This window comes from Pseudomonas simiae (assembly GCF_000934565.1).
GTDB classification, from domain to species: Bacteria; Pseudomonadota; Gammaproteobacteria; order Pseudomonadales; family Pseudomonadaceae; genus Aquipseudomonas; species Aquipseudomonas simiae.
The window spans coordinates 3,767,978-3,783,663 of sequence record NZ_CP010896.1 but is presented as its reverse complement, the minus strand read 5'-3'; the positions used below and the strand labels follow the sequence as shown (position 1 = coordinate 3,783,663).

Annotated in this window: 12 protein-coding genes; 7 read left to right on the top strand and 5 right to left on the bottom strand. The window is 60.4% G+C overall.

What is annotated here, in order from left to right:
- Positions 1–96 precede the first annotated feature (96 nt).
- The 4 genes from lon to PF1751_RS28475 all read left to right on the top strand — a co-directional run bounded on the left by lon (position 97) and on the right by PF1751_RS28475 (position 5,642).
- Positions 97–2,493, top strand: coding sequence for an endopeptidase La (gene lon / locus PF1751_RS16915; protein ID WP_010209415.1), 2,397 nt, complete (start codon positions 97–99; stop codon positions 2,491–2,493).
- Positions 2,494–2,641: 148 nt separating this feature from the next.
- A complete protein-coding gene (locus PF1751_RS16910; RefSeq protein ID WP_003174819.1) occupies positions 2,642–2,914 on the top strand; it encodes an HU family DNA-binding protein in 273 nt (90 codons plus the stop codon).
- A 229-nt stretch (positions 2,915–3,143) separates the two neighbouring features.
- Positions 3,144–5,018, top strand: coding sequence for a SurA N-terminal domain-containing protein (locus PF1751_RS16905; protein WP_044287395.1), 1,875 nt, complete (start codon positions 3,144–3,146; stop codon positions 5,016–5,018).
- A 99-nt stretch (positions 5,019–5,117) separates the two neighbouring features.
- Entirely contained in the window at positions 5,118–5,642 is a 525-nt protein-coding gene (locus PF1751_RS28475; RefSeq protein ID WP_080923215.1) for a GNAT family N-acetyltransferase, read from the top strand.
- Here the strand turns inward: PF1751_RS28475 and PF1751_RS16900 are convergent.
- Complete coding sequence (locus PF1751_RS16900) at positions 5,589–6,794, bottom strand: MFS transporter (RefSeq protein ID WP_044287394.1); 1,206 nt, start codon at positions 6,792–6,794, stop codon at positions 5,589–5,591. The genes PF1751_RS28475 and PF1751_RS16900 overlap by 54 nt on opposite strands.
- Before the next feature lie 119 nt (positions 6,795–6,913).
- Here PF1751_RS16900 and PF1751_RS16895 point away from each other — a divergent pair, with 119 nt between their 5' ends.
- Complete coding sequence (locus tag PF1751_RS16895) at positions 6,914–7,813, top strand: LysR family transcriptional regulator (RefSeq protein WP_010209419.1); 900 nt, start codon at positions 6,914–6,916, stop codon at positions 7,811–7,813.
- 89 nt (positions 7,814–7,902) lie between these two features.
- Positions 7,903–8,676: a DUF2242 domain-containing protein gene (locus PF1751_RS16890; protein WP_010209420.1), complete on the top strand. Its 774-nt coding sequence runs from the start codon at positions 7,903–7,905 to the stop codon at positions 8,674–8,676.
- 1 nt (position 8,677) lies between these two features.
- On the opposite strand, the gene aceE is transcribed toward PF1751_RS16890, so the two are convergent.
- Positions 8,678–11,338 (bottom strand): pyruvate dehydrogenase (acetyl-transferring), homodimeric type, encoded by a 2,661-nt coding sequence (aceE, locus tag PF1751_RS16885; protein ID WP_044287393.1) that lies wholly within the window; start codon positions 11,336–11,338, stop codon positions 8,678–8,680.
- Between the two features lie 146 nt (positions 11,339–11,484).
- On the opposite strand from aceE, the gene PF1751_RS16880 reads away from it, so the two are divergent.
- The gene (locus tag PF1751_RS16880) at positions 11,485–11,955 is read left to right on the top strand and encodes a MarR family winged helix-turn-helix transcriptional regulator (RefSeq protein ID WP_010209424.1); all 471 of its coding nucleotides are present in this window, start codon (positions 11,485–11,487) and stop codon (positions 11,953–11,955) included.
- Positions 11,956–11,996: 41 nt separating this feature from the next.
- Here PF1751_RS16880 and PF1751_RS16875 read toward each other — a convergent pair whose 3' ends face one another.
- From PF1751_RS16875 to PF1751_RS16865, 3 genes are all read right to left on the bottom strand, one after another.
- Complete coding sequence (locus tag PF1751_RS16875) at positions 11,997–13,013, bottom strand: transketolase-like TK C-terminal-containing protein (protein ID WP_044287392.1); 1,017 nt, start codon at positions 13,011–13,013, stop codon at positions 11,997–11,999.
- A 333-nt stretch (positions 13,014–13,346) separates the two neighbouring features.
- Positions 13,347–14,375: an AraC family transcriptional regulator gene (locus PF1751_RS16870; protein ID WP_044287391.1), complete on the bottom strand. Its 1,029-nt coding sequence runs from the start codon at positions 14,373–14,375 to the stop codon at positions 13,347–13,349.
- Entirely contained in the window at positions 14,372–15,502 is a 1,131-nt protein-coding gene (locus PF1751_RS16865; RefSeq protein WP_021492821.1) for a carbon-nitrogen hydrolase family protein, read from the bottom strand. Before PF1751_RS16865 ends, PF1751_RS16870 begins: the two co-directional genes overlap by 4 nt.
- Positions 15,503–15,686 lie beyond the last annotated feature (184 nt).

Below are 15,686 nucleotides of genomic sequence, written 5' to 3'. Positions count from 1 at the left end.
TACTGCGTTTAACTGCTGGCAATAAGCTTGTTTTTTTTGCATGCAGCCCCCATCTTGGCTTCAAGCTTATTTTTCATCTGTCATAGAGGCGAAATCATGAAGACCACCATCGAATTGCCTCTCCTGCCGTTGCGTGATGTCGTCGTCTATCCGCACATGGTTATCCCGCTGTTCGTGGGGCGCGAGAAGTCTATCGAAGCCCTCGAGGCCGCGATGACGGGCGACAAGCAGATCCTGCTGTTGGCCCAGAAGAATCCTGCTGATGATGATCCAGGCGAAGACGCCCTGTATCGCGTTGGTACCATTGCTACCGTGCTGCAATTGCTCAAGCTGCCTGATGGCACCGTCAAGGTGCTGGTGGAAGGTGAGCAGCGTGGTGCGGTTGAGCGCTTCATGGAGGTGGATGGCCACCTGCGCGCTGAAGTGGCGCTGATCGACGAAGTCGAGGCCCCTGAGCGCGAGTCAGAAGTGTTTGTACGCAGCCTGCTCTCGCAATTCGAGCAGTATGTGCAGTTGGGCAAGAAAGTCCCGGCTGAAGTCCTGTCGTCCCTCAACAGCATCGATGAGCCAAGCCGCCTGGTCGACACCATGGCGGCGCACATGGCGCTGAAAATCGAGCAGAAGCAAGACATTCTCGAAATCATTGATCTGTCGGCGCGTGTTGAGCACGTGCTGGCGCTGCTGGATGCCGAAATCGACCTGTTGCAGGTCGAGAAGCGCATCCGTGGTCGCGTGAAGAAACAAATGGAGCGCAGCCAGCGCGAGTACTACCTGAATGAGCAGATGAAGGCCATTCAGAAAGAGCTCGGCGACAGCGAGGAAGGCCACAACGAAATCGAAGAGCTGAAAAAGCGCATCGATGCCGCTGGCCTGCCGAAAGATGCCCTGGCCAAAGCCACTGCCGAGCTGAACAAGCTCAAGCAGATGTCGCCGATGTCGGCCGAAGCCACCGTGGTGCGCTCCTATATCGACTGGCTGGTGCAGGTGCCGTGGAAGGCCCAGACCAAGGTGCGTCTGGACCTGGCCCGGGCTGAAGACATTCTCGACGCCGACCATTATGGCCTCGAAGAAGTCAAAGAACGCATCCTCGAATACCTCGCCGTGCAAAAGCGCGTGAAGAAGATTCGTGGTCCGGTGCTGTGCCTGGTCGGGCCGCCTGGCGTGGGTAAAACCTCCTTGGCTGAGTCCATTGCCAACGCCACCAACCGTAAATTCGTGCGCATGGCCCTCGGCGGTGTGCGTGATGAAGCGGAAATCCGTGGTCATCGCCGGACTTACATCGGTTCGATGCCAGGAAGATTGATTCAAAAGATGACGAAAGTCGGCGTGCGCAATCCGCTGTTCCTGCTCGATGAAATCGACAAAATGGGCAGCGACATGCGTGGCGATCCGGCGTCGGCGTTGCTCGAAGTGCTCGACCCCGAGCAGAATCACAACTTCAACGACCATTACCTGGAGGTCGACTACGACCTGTCCGACGTAATGTTCCTGTGCACCTCCAACTCCATGAACATCCCGCCAGCGTTGCTGGACCGGATGGAAGTGATTCGTCTGCCGGGTTACACCGAAGACGAGAAGATCAACATCGCCGTCAAATACCTTGCGCCCAAGCAGATTTCGGCTAACGGCCTGAAGAAGGGCGAGATCGAGTTCGAAGTTGAGACGATCCGTGACATCGTGCGCTACTACACCCGCGAGGCCGGTGTACGGGGCCTGGAGCGCCAGATTGCGAAGATCTGCCGCAAGGCAGTCAAGGAGCATGCACTGGAAAAACGCTTCTCGGTGAAGGTGACGGCCGACTCCCTGGAACACTTCCTGGGCGTGAAGAAATTCCGCTACGGCCTGGCTGAGCAGCAGGATCAAGTAGGGCAGGTGACTGGCCTGGCGTGGACCCAGGTGGGCGGCGAATTGCTGACCATCGAAGCCGCGGTGATCCCTGGCAAAGGCCAGCTGATCAAGACCGGTTCCCTGGGTGACGTGATGGTCGAATCCATCACCGCGGCGCAGACCGTGGTGCGCAGCCGTGCCAAGAGCCTGGGGATCCCCCTGGACTTCCACGAGAAGCACGACACCCACATCCACATGCCGGAAGGGGCGACCCCGAAAGACGGCCCTAGCGCTGGCGTAGGCATGTGCACGGCCCTGGTGTCGGCATTGACTGGCATTCCGGTGCGTGCCGATGTCGCCATGACCGGGGAAATCACCCTGCGCGGCCAGGTATTGGCCATCGGTGGTCTGAAAGAGAAATTGCTTGCCGCACACCGGGGTGGTATCAAGACGGTGATCATTCCTGAAGAGAATGTTCGCGACTTGAAGGAAATTCCTGACAATATCAAGCAGGATCTGCAGATTAAACCCGTTAAATGGATTGACGAGGTCCTGCAAATTGCGCTGCAATACGCGCCGGAGCCCTTGCCGGATGTGGCTCCGGAGATAGTTGCTAAGGACGAAAAACGCGAGTCTGATTCCAAGGAAAGAATTAGCACGCATTAATGTGTTAAAGCCTGGGAGCTTCCTTGACAGCATTTTAGAGCCCTTGTTATAAAGCGGCTCTTAAGTGTCTGTAGGCCATTCAGCACTGGTTTTTGCTTTCATCAAAAAACTTAGAATCATACTCAATAGATATATAAGGGGACTTAGAGTGAACAAGTCGGAACTGATTGATGCTATCGCTGCATCCGCTGATATCCCGAAAGCTGCTGCTGGCCGTGCGCTGGATGCAGTAATCGAATCCGTCACTGGCGCTCTGAAGGCCGGCGACTCCGTGGTACTGGTAGGCTTCGGTACTTTCTCTGTGACTGACCGTCCAGCTCGCACTGGCCGTAACCCACAGACTGGCAAAGCACTGCAAATCGCTGCTGCCAAGAAACCAGGTTTCAAAGCCGGTAAAGCCCTGAAAGAAGCTGTTAACTAAGCTTCGATCCAGCCTTACCTACCCGGGTCGAACGTAGGTTCAACCTGGGAGCGGAGCGGCAGCAGACCCATGTATGCATCGGGTCGCCAAGCCGGGGGGAGAACCAAAGCCCCCGTCCGCTCCGCCAGTTGCGAGAAGGCGCATCCTTGGATGCGCCTTTCTTATATCCGTACTCTACCCACGCTCCACGGTTGCCTATTATTGAAGTTCAACCGTTTCTGGGGGACGCATGCTGCAAAATATCAGGGACAATTCACAAGGCTGGATTGCCAAGACCATTATCGGGATCATCGTCGCATTGATGGCGTTCACCGGTATCGAGGCCATTTTCCAGGCTTCGGGTAACAGTAAGCAGGACGTGGCCAAGGTCAACGGTGAAGAAATCACCCAGACCGAGCTGAGCCAGGCCGTCGACATGCAACGTCGTCAGCTGATGCAACAGCTGGGCAAGGATTTCGATGCCTCCCTGCTGGACGAAAAACTGCTGCGCGAAGCGGCCCTCAAGGGGCTGATCGATCGCAAGCTATTGCTGCAAGGTGCTGCCGACTCCAAGTTTGGCTTCTCTGAAGCTGCACTGGACCAAGTGATCCTGCAGACGCCGGAATTCCAGGTGGACGGCAAGTTCAGCGCCGAACGCTTTGACCAGGTGATCCGTCAACTGGGCTACAGCCGTATGCAATTCCGTCAGATGCTGACCCAGGAAATGCTGATCGGCCAGGTTCGCGCAGGTATTGCCGGCAGCGGTTTCGTCACCGATTCCGAAGTGCTGGCATTCGCGCGTCTGGAAAAACAGACTCGCGACTTCGCCACCGTCAACATCAAGGCCAACCCTGCCGCGGTGAAACTCACCGACGACGAGGTCAAGGCTTACTACGACCAGCACGCCAAAGAATTCATGACCCCGGACCAGGTGGTCATCGACTACCTGGAACTGAAGAAGTCTTCCTTCTTCGACCAGGTCAGCGTGAAGGACGAAGAGCTGCAGGCGGCCTATCAGAAAGAAACCGCCAACCTCGCTGAACAGCGTCGTGCGGCGCACATCCTGATTGAAGTCAACGACAAGGTCACCGACGCGCAAGCCAAGGCGAAGATCGAAGAAATCCAGGCGCGCCTGGCCAAGGGTGAAAAATTCGAAGCCCTGGCCAAGGAGTTTTCCCAGGATCCTGGTTCGGCCAACATTGGCGGCGACCTCGGTTTTGCTGGCCCTGGCGTCTACGATCCAGACTTCGAAACCGCCTTGTACGCGTTGAACAAGGACCAGGTCTCGGCACCGGTACGCAGCACTTTCGGTTGGCACTTGATCAAGCTGTTGGGCGTTGAGGCACCGCAAGTGCCGACGTTCGCTAGCCTGAAAGACAAGCTGACCAAGGAGCTGAAGACCCAACAGGTTGAGCAGCGTTTTGTTGAAGCGACCAAGCAATTGGAAGATGCGGCGTTCGAAGCTTCCGACCTGGCCCAGCCGGCGTCCGACCTGAAACTGACCGTGCACACCTCCGCGCCGTTTGGCCGTGAAGGTGGCGAAGGTGTTGCGGCCAACCGTGCCGTGGTCACCGCTGCGTTCAGCCCGGAAGTGTTGGATGAAGGTGCCAACAGCACCGCCATCGAACTGGATCCGGAAACCATCATCGTACTGCGTGCCAAAGAGCACCTGAAACCTTCGCAACTGCCGCTGGAAAGCGTCAGTGCGGCGATTCGTACGCAGATGGCCAAGGAGCGCGCCAGCGCGGCTGCCAAGGCTCATGCTGACGAACTCATCGCCAGCCTGCGTGATGGCAAGACTCCACTGAACCAGCCGGTCGACGGCCAGGCATGGAAGGTCACTGAAGCGGCTACCCGTAGCCAGGAAGCGATCGATCCTGCCGTGCTGCAAGCCCTGTTCCGCATGCCCAAGCCTGCGGCCAAGGACAAGCCGACCTTCACCACGGTGACTCTGGCGGATGGTAGCCTGGTGATCGTGCGCTTGAACGGCGTCAATGAAGCCGCTGCCCCAACGGACGAAGAAAAGGCGCAATATCGCCGTTTCCTCGCCTCCCGTGTCGGTCAGCAGGACTTCGCGGCTTACCGCAAGCAGTTGGAAACCAAGGCTGACATCAAGAAGTTCTGATGGCGGTTTGAAAGAGAAGCCCCCGGCCTGAAAAGACCGGGGTTTTTTTTATGTGCGCTAGACTGCGCGTACGTTATCGCCGATCAGGGAGTTTCAAGCGTGTCTATTCATGGAAGAGAGGACTGGATAATCCGTCGCGCCAGCGCGGCGGACGCCCCGGCAGTGCTGCAAGTGTTTGACGAGGTGATTGCCTGGTTTGTAGGGATAGGGAATACCGCCCAATGGGGTACCGAGCCTTGGTCGGCATCGCTCCGGCGAGTGGCGCAAGTCACAGAAGCGTGTGCGATGCCGGATGCGTGGGTGGTCGAGGCGCCCGAGGGGCAGGTCCTGGCGGCACTTGTGCTGGGCGAGCCCATGCCTTACGTGCCGCCAGCGTCCGGGCCGGAGGTCTATGTGCGATTGCTGATTGCCGCACGTGATGCGCGTGCGCGTGGGTTGGGCCGGCATCTGTTGGCCTTCGCCGATGAGCGGGCCCACGCTGCCGGGGTGGGGCGCCTGCGCGTGGATTGCTACGCCGGCGGCACGGGTGACCTGGTGCGTTTTTATGAGGCTTGCGGGTATCAGCGTATTTCAACGTTCGATCTTGAAGGGTGGCCGGGCCAGTTGTTGGGGCGCTGTCTGTAATCCGCCGGCCAGAGCCAGTAGCATCAGCAATACAACGGCCCAGGCAAATGCGCAGGCCCCCCAGCCCTGGAGTAACACGCCACCTACCAGGCCGCCGCCTGCGATGCCCAGGTTCCAGACGGTCACCAGCATCGATTGCGCGGCATCGGCCGACTCGCCCGCCGATTGGGCCAGTGCCGTTTGCAGCAAGGCAGGTAACCCGCCGAACGCCAGGCCCCATAATGCCACGGCGACGTAGATGACCGCTGGCAGGTTGATCCAGAACGCCAGCGCCAAGGCGATCAGGCCAAACATCGTGCAACTGATCAGCAGCAGTACGCGCAGCCATCGATCAATCAGCACACCGGCCATCCAAATGCTCAACAACGCTGCAAGGCCGAACACCAGCAGCACCTGATCAATGTCGGCAGCAATCCCTGCCGGCACCAGCAGCGGTGCGATGTAGGTGTAGAGAATGTTGTGGGCCAGTACATAGGTAAAGGTCACCCACAGCACCGGACGAATCCCCGGCAAGGTCAGCACTTGATGCAATCCCAGGCGTTTTCCTGCCGGCTCGCCCGCAAAGTCCGGGAGTTGCCAGCGCGCCCATGCCAGTAGCACCAGTGTCAGTCCAGTCATGATCGCAAAGCTCAGGCGCCAGCCAACTGCGGCCCCGAGGAAGGTGCCTGCTGGTACACCCAACGACAGCGCCAGCGGTGCGCCAAGCATTGCCACCGCAATTGCCCGGCCTTGCAGGTGTGGCGCAACCATCCGGCTGGCATAACCGGCCAGCAGCGCCCACAGCAGTCCGGCCCATACACCGGCTAAAAAGCGCGCCACCAGGGTCAACCCGTAATGACTGGAAAGGGCGGTCACGCTGTTGACCAAGGCGAAGCCGCCAATGGCTAACAGCAACAAGGGGCGTCGTCGCCAGCCACGGGTCAGCAGCGTCAGTGGAATGGCTGCCAGCAGTGACCCCAGGGCATACACCGTGACCATTTGACCGACTAAAGCGGGTGATACGCCCAGCCCTTCGCCTATTTGCGGCAGGAGCCCGGCGGGCATGGCTTCGGTGAGGATGGTGATAAAACCGGCGCTGGCCAAGGCCAGTAAGCCGCTCAACGGCAAGGTGTCCCGCCGGTCTGTCACTGCGGGGTCGGTAAGGGAGGTCATCGCGCTCTATCCAAGCAAAAGGGTAAGCAGGCAGGGTAGGGGGCTGTGCTCAGCGGAAAAACAGGCTAAGGTTCCGGACTTATCGGACTTAAACGTCCGCAATCATCAAGGACCCTTCCATGGACAGTCTGGGCAGTCTTTCCGTATTCGTGCAGGTGGCGGAGACCCGTAGCTTCACCGCCGCCGGGCGGGTGCTGGGCGTCTCGTCGTCGGCCGTGGGCAAAAGCATCGCGCGGATGGAAGAGCGCCTGGGTGTGCGGTTGTTTCATCGCAGCACCCGCAGCATCACTTTGACCAGCGAAGGCGCGCTGTTCCTTGAGCGTTCGCGGCGCATCCTGGCCGAGGTCGAAGCTGCCGAGCAAGAACTGAGCGACGCCAGCGCAACCCCTCGGGGCAAGTTGCGTATCAGCGTGCCGCAAGTGCGCGGCTTGCTGATGCCGGTCCTCAGCGACTTCATGCGCGCCTACCCGGACATCGAGTTGGATGTGGATTTTTCCGACCGCATGGTGGATGTGATCGAAGAAGGGTTCGACGCGGTGATTCGCACCGGCAAGCCGGAAGATTCGCGGCTGATGGCCCGTCATCTGGGGCATTACCAGTTAGTGCTGGTGGGTACGCCGGGTTATTTTCGCGAATATGGCACCCCGCAACAGCCGCAGCACCTGAGCGACCATGCCTGCCTGCGCCACAAGTTCTGCGCGACCGGCAAGCTGGAGCCCTGGCCTTTGCGGCGAGCACCGGGCGCCCCCGAGTCCATCTTGCGTGGGCCGTTCGTCAGCACCACCATCGAGTCCCTCAACCATGTCGTGCACGAAGGCTTGGGCATTGCCTGCCTGCCGGACTATATGGTCAACCAGGCTGTCGCCGAAGGGCGTCTGCAGAGGGTGCTGGATGATTACCTGGAGCATCGCGGCAGTTTCTGGATGCTCTGGCCATCAAGTCGCCACGCCTCGGCCAAACTGCGCGTGTTTATTGATCATATGTGCGCAGGGCTGTTTCCTACAGGTGGCGTCGTGTAAGGCTGTGACGTTTTACCGACAGGAATGCGCGCGCCAAGGCAGCGTTCTGTTGCACAATACCGCCCGGACTGTTTTCCTCAGGATTTTCAATGTCGACATCATTTCACTTGCGTAGCCTCGGGCTGGCGCTGGTGCTGGCGGGCGCCGCGGGCTGCTCGTCACCCAAGACCGCCATTTATGAACATGAGAATTTCGACGACTCCGGTACGTTTTCCCGGGATTACCCCGTCACTGACGTCGCCGCGTGCGAAGCCGCGCGACGCGCCTTGCTGAGCCAGGGCTACATCATCACCAGCAGCGATCCGAAACTGGTGGTGGGTAACAAGAGCTTCCAGCAGACCGGCGAGACCCATCTGCAGATCAGCTTCAACGTGGTGTGTGCCGATGATGGCAAAGGCACCAACCATTCGACGATGTTCGCCAACGCATTGCAGGATCGCTACGCGCTGAAAAAGGTCAACAACTCCGCGAGCCTGGGTGTGGGCGTGCTGGGCTCGGTGTCGATGCCGATCGGTTCCACCGATGACTCCATGGTGAAAGTAGCGAGCGAGACCGTGTCCGCGCCGAAGTTCTACGAGCGTTACTTTGCGCTGGTGGATGTGTTCCTACCGCAGGAAGTGAAGAAGGCCGAGCATATTCCCGAGCAGCCGAAAGCCGAGTTGGGGGTGCCGGAACCCAAGGCAGCTCCGGCTGCCGAGAAGGTTGAGCCGCCGAAGGAAGAGCCTGCGGTCTCCCAGCCTGTCGCTCCACCTGCCGAGTCCGCGCCAATTGCGCCGCAGGCAGAGCCCGCTCCAGCCACCAGCAACCCGGACCTGCCACCGCCGACAGAAGCGATTCCGCCCCTACCGGCGCCGTCGCAGTAACTTAGACCGCTACGGGGTTGGCCTTGTCGACGTTGATCCCGTAGCGGCTGATGGCTTCACTGACTTTCTCGCGTCCGATCACGCCGTCATCCGCCAAGGCCTTCAAGGCCGCCAGCACGATGAAATGCCGGTCCACTTCGAAGAACGCCCGCAAGGTTTCACGGGTATCCGATTGCCCGAAGCCGTCCGTGCCCAGCGCCACAAAGCGCCGGCCGGGTACGAAAGGTCGGATCTGATCGGCGAACAGCTTCATGTAGTCCGTCGCCACCACCACCGGCCCCGTTTCACCGGCCAGGCATTGCTCCACGTAGCTCACCCTTGGCTCGCTCTGCGGGTGCAGCAGGTTCCAGCGCTCCACTGTATGACCGTCACGGCGCAATTCGGTGAGGCTGGTTGTGCTCCACACATTACTGTGCACGCCGAAGTCCTCCTGCAGCAGCTCAGCCGCCGCGATCACTTCGCGCAGGATTGAGCCACTCCCCATCAATTGCACCTGGGCCTGCTGGCTGGTACTGAGCCGGTACATGCCCTTGAGAATGCCGTCTTCCACGCCTTCGGGCATCGCCGGGTGCGGGTAGTTTTCGTTGAGCAGAGTGATGTAGTAGTAAATGTCCTCTTGTTGCTCATACATCCGCCGCATGCCCTCGCGAATGATCACCGCCAACTCGTAGGCGAACGTCGGGTCGTACGACACGCAGCACGGGATCACCGACGACAGGATATGGCTGTGCCCATCGTCATGCTGCAAGCCTTCGCCCATCAACGTGGTGCGGCCGGCCGTGGCCCCCAGCAAGAAGCCGCGCGCGCGTGCATCGCCTGCTGCCCAGGCGAGGTCGCCGACCCGCTGGAAGCCGAACATCGAATAGAAGATGTAGAACGGCACGGTCATCAGACTGTGGTTGCTGTAGGACGTACTCGCCGCGATCCACGAGGAAATGGCGCCGGATTCATTCAGGCCTTCCTGCATGATCTGTCCGTCCTTGCTTTCCTTGTAGTAGCTCAATTGCCCTGCGTCCTGTGGAGTGTAGAGCTGGCCTACGGCGGAGTGGATGCCGATCTGACGGAACAGGCTTTCCATACCGAAGGTGCGCGACTCATCCGGTACGATGGGCACGATCAGTTTGCCCAGGTGCGGGTCCTTGAGCAGGGTGCCGAGGATGCGCACGAAGGCCATGGTGGTGGAAATCGCCCGTTCGCCGGTGTCCTTGAGCTGCGTGGCGAAGGCGGCCAGTTCGGGAATCTGCAAGGGCTCGACCGCACTGTGGCGCGCAGGTACGTAGCCGCCCAGGGCCTGGCGGCGTGCGGCGAAGTAGCGGGCTTCTTCGCTGTCGGCGGCGGGCTTGAGGTAAGGGATGTCGGCGAGCTGATCGTCCGCGACGTCCAGGTCAAAGCGATCTCGGAAAGCTATTACCGCATCGGCGCCCATTTTCTTCAGTTGGTGGTTGATGTTCTGGCCTTCGCCTGCTTCACCCATGCCAAAACCCTTGACGGTTTTCGCCAGGATCACGGTGGGCTGGCCGTTATGGCGCACGGCCGCCGCATAGGCGTTGTAAACCTTGTCCGGGTCATGCCCGCCCCGCGAGAGTTTCCAGATTTCGTCGTCGGACATGTCCGCAACCAGTGCGAGTAATTCCGGGTATTTGCCGAAAAAGTGTTCGCGCACATAGGCGCCGTTCTGCGACTTGTAATTCTGATAGTCGCCGTCCACGCATTCCATCATGCGCTGGCGCAGCAGGCCGCTCTGGTCTTTGTCCAGCAGGGCGTCCCAGCCACTGCCCCAGATCACTTTGATCACGTTCCAGCCAGCAGCGCGGTACAGGCTTTCGAACTCCTGGATCACCTTGGCATTACCACGCACCGGGCCGTCCAGGCGTTGCAGGTTGCAGTTGACCACGAAGATCAGGTTGTCGAGTTTCTCGCGCCCGGCCAGGGAAATGGCGGCCAGGGATTCCGGCTGGTCCATTTCGCCATCACCGAGGAAGGCCCAGACCTTGCGCCCTTGGTGCTGTTTGAGGCCGCGCAATTCTAGGTAGCGCATAAAGCGCGCCTGATAAGCGGCGGTGATGGGGCCGAGGCCCATGGACACGGTAGGGAATTGCCAGAAGTCCGGCATCAGCCTTGGGTGTGGGTAGGAGGAAATACCGTCGCCACCGGCCTCGCGGCGGAAGTTGTCGAGTTGCGCTTCGCTGATGCGGCCTTCCAGGTAGGCGCGACCATAAATGCCGGGGGAAGAGTGGCCTTGGATATACACCAGGTCGCCATCAAAGCTGTCGGTGCGGCCACGAAAGAAGTGATCGAAGCCTACGTCGTAAAGTACTGCGGCTGACGCATAGGTCGCGATGTGCCCACCGACCCCCGAGTGTTTGCCTGCACGCAACACCATCGCCATGGCGTTCCAGCGGATAAACGCGTTGGTACGCCGCTCGATAACGACGTTGCCGGGGTAGGGCAACTGACGGTCCACCGGGATTGTATTGACGTAGGGCGTGGTCACCCGCCCGTAGAAATCGCCATGCCGCGCCACGTCGAAATCCAGCAACTGATCGATCAGGTAGTGGGCGCGCGGGCGGCCTTCGGTGGACAGCACCGATTCGATGGACTCCAGCCACTCGCGGGTTTCCTGTGGATCGTCGTCGCGTCTGACTGCGTTGTTCGGGGTCATGTGAGGCTCCAGGGTAGGCGGATTTCAAGCGGCGTGCTCCTTGTGGGAGTGCCGGCAAATGTAATTGCAATTGCAACTACATGGCCGAATCTAGCGCGGGATGAGCTACTATTGCAACCTTCTTGAAATTGCCCGGATGGTGTTGCATGTCGTCGAAAGAGCCTGATGTCTGGTTTCGGTTTGTCAGGGCCCACAGGACGGTCATCCGCGAGATCGAGCGGCGCCTGGCAGAGGCGGACCTGCCGCCCTATGCCTGGTATGACGCGTTATGGGGCCTGGAAAGCGGCCCCGACGGTACTCGCCGCATGCACGAATTGGCTGATGTGCTGGCCATCGAGCGCTACAACCTCACGCGCTTGGTCGACCGCCTGGAAAAGGACGGCCTAGTGGTGCGCTCCCGCTCCGACGGCGACGGCCGTGCGGCATTTGCCTCGATCACCGGATCGGGCCGGGAGCTGCGTAAAAAGATGTGGAAGATCTACGAAAGCACGGTGGATGAGCTGTTCCTGTCACAGATCGAGCCTGAGCAGCGCCAGGCTTTCGCCGACGCGCTGGAGCGCACCGCCGGGCTGGCGATGGAGGCGGGCGCCCAGACCCGCAGCCGCCGCAAAGTCTGAAGGCCCTCGACAAAACCTTGTAGGCGCCGGCAAGCCCGCGCCTACAGTCCATTGCATTCCAATGCATAGCGATTCATCGCTGCCTCCACTTGCAGTGCATCGATGCACCCTTCATCCGCCAACGCCCTGAGCGCAGCCACCACAATCCAATACCGACTCGGCGCCGACGCCTGCACCGAGCCCGCGCCCAACGCTACGAACCGCGCATCCACGTGTGCCCCTAACTGGTGGACAATCGCTTGCGGATAGCCGGTCACCGCAATCACCGGTGCTGCACTTCCGGCCAGACAATTGCGCAAATGACAGCTGCGCTTGGGCACTCCGGGGTGCAGGCGATTCCAGCGTTCAACCGCAGCAGCCTCGCGGGCCAGTCGTGTGTAGCTGGGGCAGCTCCACAGTTGCGCGGTGATGTTCCAGTCCTGTGCCAATAAGCGCTTGGCCTGCACCACCTCTGCAAGCGCCCGGCCTGCGCCGAGCAATCGCACATCCCCCCGCGTGTCCTGCTGCAGCGGGTACATGCCCTCGAGCACGGCTTCACGGTCCTGCTCGCTCAGGGGCGTTGCGCCTTCATGATCATGCAGGGCCAGGTAATAGAACCCGGGCTTGCCGTCGACGTACAGGCTACGCAACGCCGCCAGCACAATCGCACGGGCCTCTTCGCCCGAGGCCGGGTCATACGGCGTACAACACGGGTGGGTGGCCAGCCACAACGGTAAGGAAGGTTGCGCACCCTTGGGCCAGCGGGAGGGCTGGTTTTCAATGTCGTTGCACAGAATGCCGCGCTGTTGGGTGACGTCCGACAGCGCACTCAGTTGCGCGGACGATTGCGCACTGTGCAGGTATAGCAAAGGTTTTTCGGTGGTATTACGGGCGAACCAGCCAGGCCAGTTACCCATGCGCCGGGAGCTTGACTGGCCGCGGATCACCCAGGCCTGGCGGCTGAGTTCAAGGGTATTGGCCATGTTGATGACGGTGTACAGCGGTGAGTGGCGGGTGGGGGCGGTTGTGCTCAAGGCGTTGATGCAGAGCTGCGCGGCGTGTGCGGTAGCGGCGGTCATGGAGAGGATCACCTGGCGACGAATGTCATTACCTTAACGGAGACTGACATATGATTGCAATTGCAATGATTGCAATAGTTCCTCTAAGGCCACGTGCTAAATCCATATGGCGCTGCTACGTTTAATCCTTGAGTGCAGGAACGTCATGACGTCGACATTTTTTCGTCATCACGGCACTTTAGGCTGGTGATGCAGGTCATTTATCTGCAGCCACTCTTAACTCAAAAAGGAGTCCACCATGGACGATTACCAGGAAGAACTGCTCGAGTACCACGCGATTGAGTTGGACCCGCTGGAACCGGCTGACGATGCCACTGAGCTGTAAGACCGACTTCAGGCGGAATGCCGCTGACTGCGGCGAAATTCCCCTGGGGTCTGGTTGTTCCACCGCCTGAAGGCCCGTTGAAACGCCTGGGCCGAGGCAAAACCGAGCAAGTAGGCGATCTCGCCGAATGCCAGTTCCGTATCGCGAATGTAGGTCATGGCCAGGTCGCGGCGGGTGTCGTTGAGAATCGCGCGGAACTGAGTGCCTTCGTCGGCCAGTTTGCGGCGCAACGTCCAGGTGGGCAGCTTCAAGCGTGCCGCCACTTCTTCCAGGTCGGGTTCCCGGCCGCCATTGAGCATGGGCCCGAGCAACCGGGTAATGCGCTCGCGCAGGCTGCGGGTGCGCGTCAATTGCACCAACTCTCGCTCACAAAGTTGTAACAACAGATTCCAGGTACTCGGGCAGTGCTGTGGGTTGCGCAGGGCCAGGGTCTGCTGGTTAAGACGCAACTGGTTGGCCTCGGCACCGAAGTGGACGTCGCCCAGCACGCTGTATTGATCGCTGTACTCCGGTGCTTCAAATTCGATGTCGATGCGCTGCGCCTGCACCGGTTGCTGGGCCAGGCTCGACAACTGGTGCAGCCAGCCGGCGATGATCGAGTCCACCACAAAGCGGTTGTAGGCGTTGTAGGGGCTGATGGAATAGAAGCGCAGCCAGGCGCCTTCGGCATCTTCGACAAAGCTCGACTGCCCGCGATAATTGGAGCCGTACAGCGCTTCGAAGCGGGTGAGCGCGCGCGCAGCTTCGCGCACGTTGGGGGCTTGCGCGGCGGTCACGCCCGCCAACCCGCCTTGGCTCAAGCGGCTGAGCTGGCCCATGCGCAGACCCAAGCCCGGGTCGCCGGTGAGTTGGATAGCGGCATGGCCAAGACGCATGTAGCGCGGGATCGACAATCGTGCACCGGCCTCGGCCAGGCGCGCCGGGTCGAGGCCGTATTGCAGCAGCAGTGGCTGCGGGTCCAGGCCGTGGCTGTGGATGGCGTCGGCCAGGGCGTGCACGAAGCCCACCGACAAATCCCCCAGCCGTACGGGCTTCACAGCCAGATATTCAACAAGCGCGCGCCACGGGCTTCGCCATCGGCGCTGACTTGCCCGTTGCTGCTGAGAAAGCTGTGCCCGGCAGTGCCCAGGTCCCAGAACTGGCCGCGCAGGAACACGCTCATGCCGGCGCTGGCCTGGCTGATGGGGGGCTGGCTGATCAATGTAAGACGGCGCCAAGCCTCGCCCTCGCTGAGTTCTTCGGGCTTGAGGCTGATTTCTGTCGGGGTGGACACGCTTTTGAATCCACGCCAAGGACGGTCCCAGGTATCACGGCCAAGCACGAAGGCCGGTACCGCGATCAATTGCGCGCCTTGTTCGTTGAGTTTGCGGTAGTTGTCCGGGTACCAGCTGTCGCTGCCTACCAGTACACCCAGTCGACCAGCCGGCGTGTCGACCACGCTGACGACGTTTTCATCACCGGGCTCGATAAAACCGCGTTCATCGTAGATCGGGTAGAGCTGGCGCTGCGGATCGCCGATCGGCAAGCCATCGGCGGCAAACACCACGCTGGCGTTATACAAGGCACCATGGCCGACGTGCAGCTGGCCTTGGCTGACACTTGGGTTGGGCAGGGTGATGGAGCCCGCCACCAGCGTGACGCCGAACTCCTTGGCGAGGCCACCGAACAGCACTTGGTAATCCCGTGCCATGCCGTCGGCTTTCATGCGCAGGTAGGCATCGTCGGTGCGGTTGTCGCCAGTGGCGCTGATCCAGGCGCGGGCGAACAGCAGCGGATTGCTCACCGACAGCCAGTTCATCGCATCTTTAGCGTGGAGAGCCTGGTACACCTCGTTCTTTTCGCCGGTCAGCATCAGCCAGGTACCGATGTGCTCAGGTAGCACCACGATGGTCTTGTCGTTGATCAGCCCCTGGTCGCGGGCGTTTTGCAGGTAGGCCGCAAGCTTCAGGTGCAGGCGTTCCAGGCTCTGGTAGTCGGCGGGGAACAGCTCTGGCTGGATGCCCAGCAAGTTGCCACGGTCGGCAGGCAGGCCTTCGTTGACGGCAAGGGTAATACGCAGGTCCGACAGGTAATGCGCCACGGGGCGCTCCTGGGTCCAGACCAGATACGCGGCGACGGCGGCAACCAGGGCCATGGTGACGGTAAAAGCTAGAAGTTTACGCATGGGGGAACAGACAACAGACCGGGTGCAGGGTTCGCCGACTAGGGTATGGCCCATGGGCCGGCTTGCCAAGGGGGGGGCTGTGCATTTGGATCAATAACTTGTCAGTTTCAGTCATTGAGCCGTTGTCCACCGCCTCTTAGTCTGTGGGACATAAACCGATGGCAGGCCATTCGAGCCTTCCACG

What these genes read in the sequence shown, in the direction of transcription:
- lon (WP_010209415.1), top strand. Translation starts at nt 97, where the DNA reads ATGAAGACCACCATCGAATTGCCTCTCCTGCCGTTGCGTGATGTCGTC.
- PF1751_RS16905 (WP_044287395.1), top strand. Translation starts at nt 3,144, where the DNA reads ATGCTGCAAAATATCAGGGACAATTCACAAGGCTGGATTGCCAAGACC.
- PF1751_RS16900 (WP_044287394.1), bottom strand. Translation starts at nt 6,794, where the DNA reads ATGACCTCCCTTACCGACCCCGCAGTGACAGACCGGCGGGACACCTTG.
- PF1751_RS16895 (WP_010209419.1), top strand. Translation starts at nt 6,914, where the DNA reads ATGGACAGTCTGGGCAGTCTTTCCGTATTCGTGCAGGTGGCGGAGACC.
- PF1751_RS16890 (WP_010209420.1), top strand. Translation starts at nt 7,903, where the DNA reads ATGTCGACATCATTTCACTTGCGTAGCCTCGGGCTGGCGCTGGTGCTG.
- aceE (WP_044287393.1), bottom strand. Translation starts at nt 11,338, where the DNA reads ATGACCCCGAACAACGCAGTCAGACGCGACGACGATCCACAGGAAACC.
- PF1751_RS16880 (WP_010209424.1), top strand. Translation starts at nt 11,485, where the DNA reads ATGTCGTCGAAAGAGCCTGATGTCTGGTTTCGGTTTGTCAGGGCCCAC.
- PF1751_RS16875 (WP_044287392.1), bottom strand. Translation starts at nt 13,013, where the DNA reads ATGACCGCCGCTACCGCACACGCCGCGCAGCTCTGCATCAACGCCTTG.
- PF1751_RS16865 (WP_021492821.1), bottom strand. Translation starts at nt 15,502, where the DNA reads ATGCGTAAACTTCTAGCTTTTACCGTCACCATGGCCCTGGTTGCCGCC.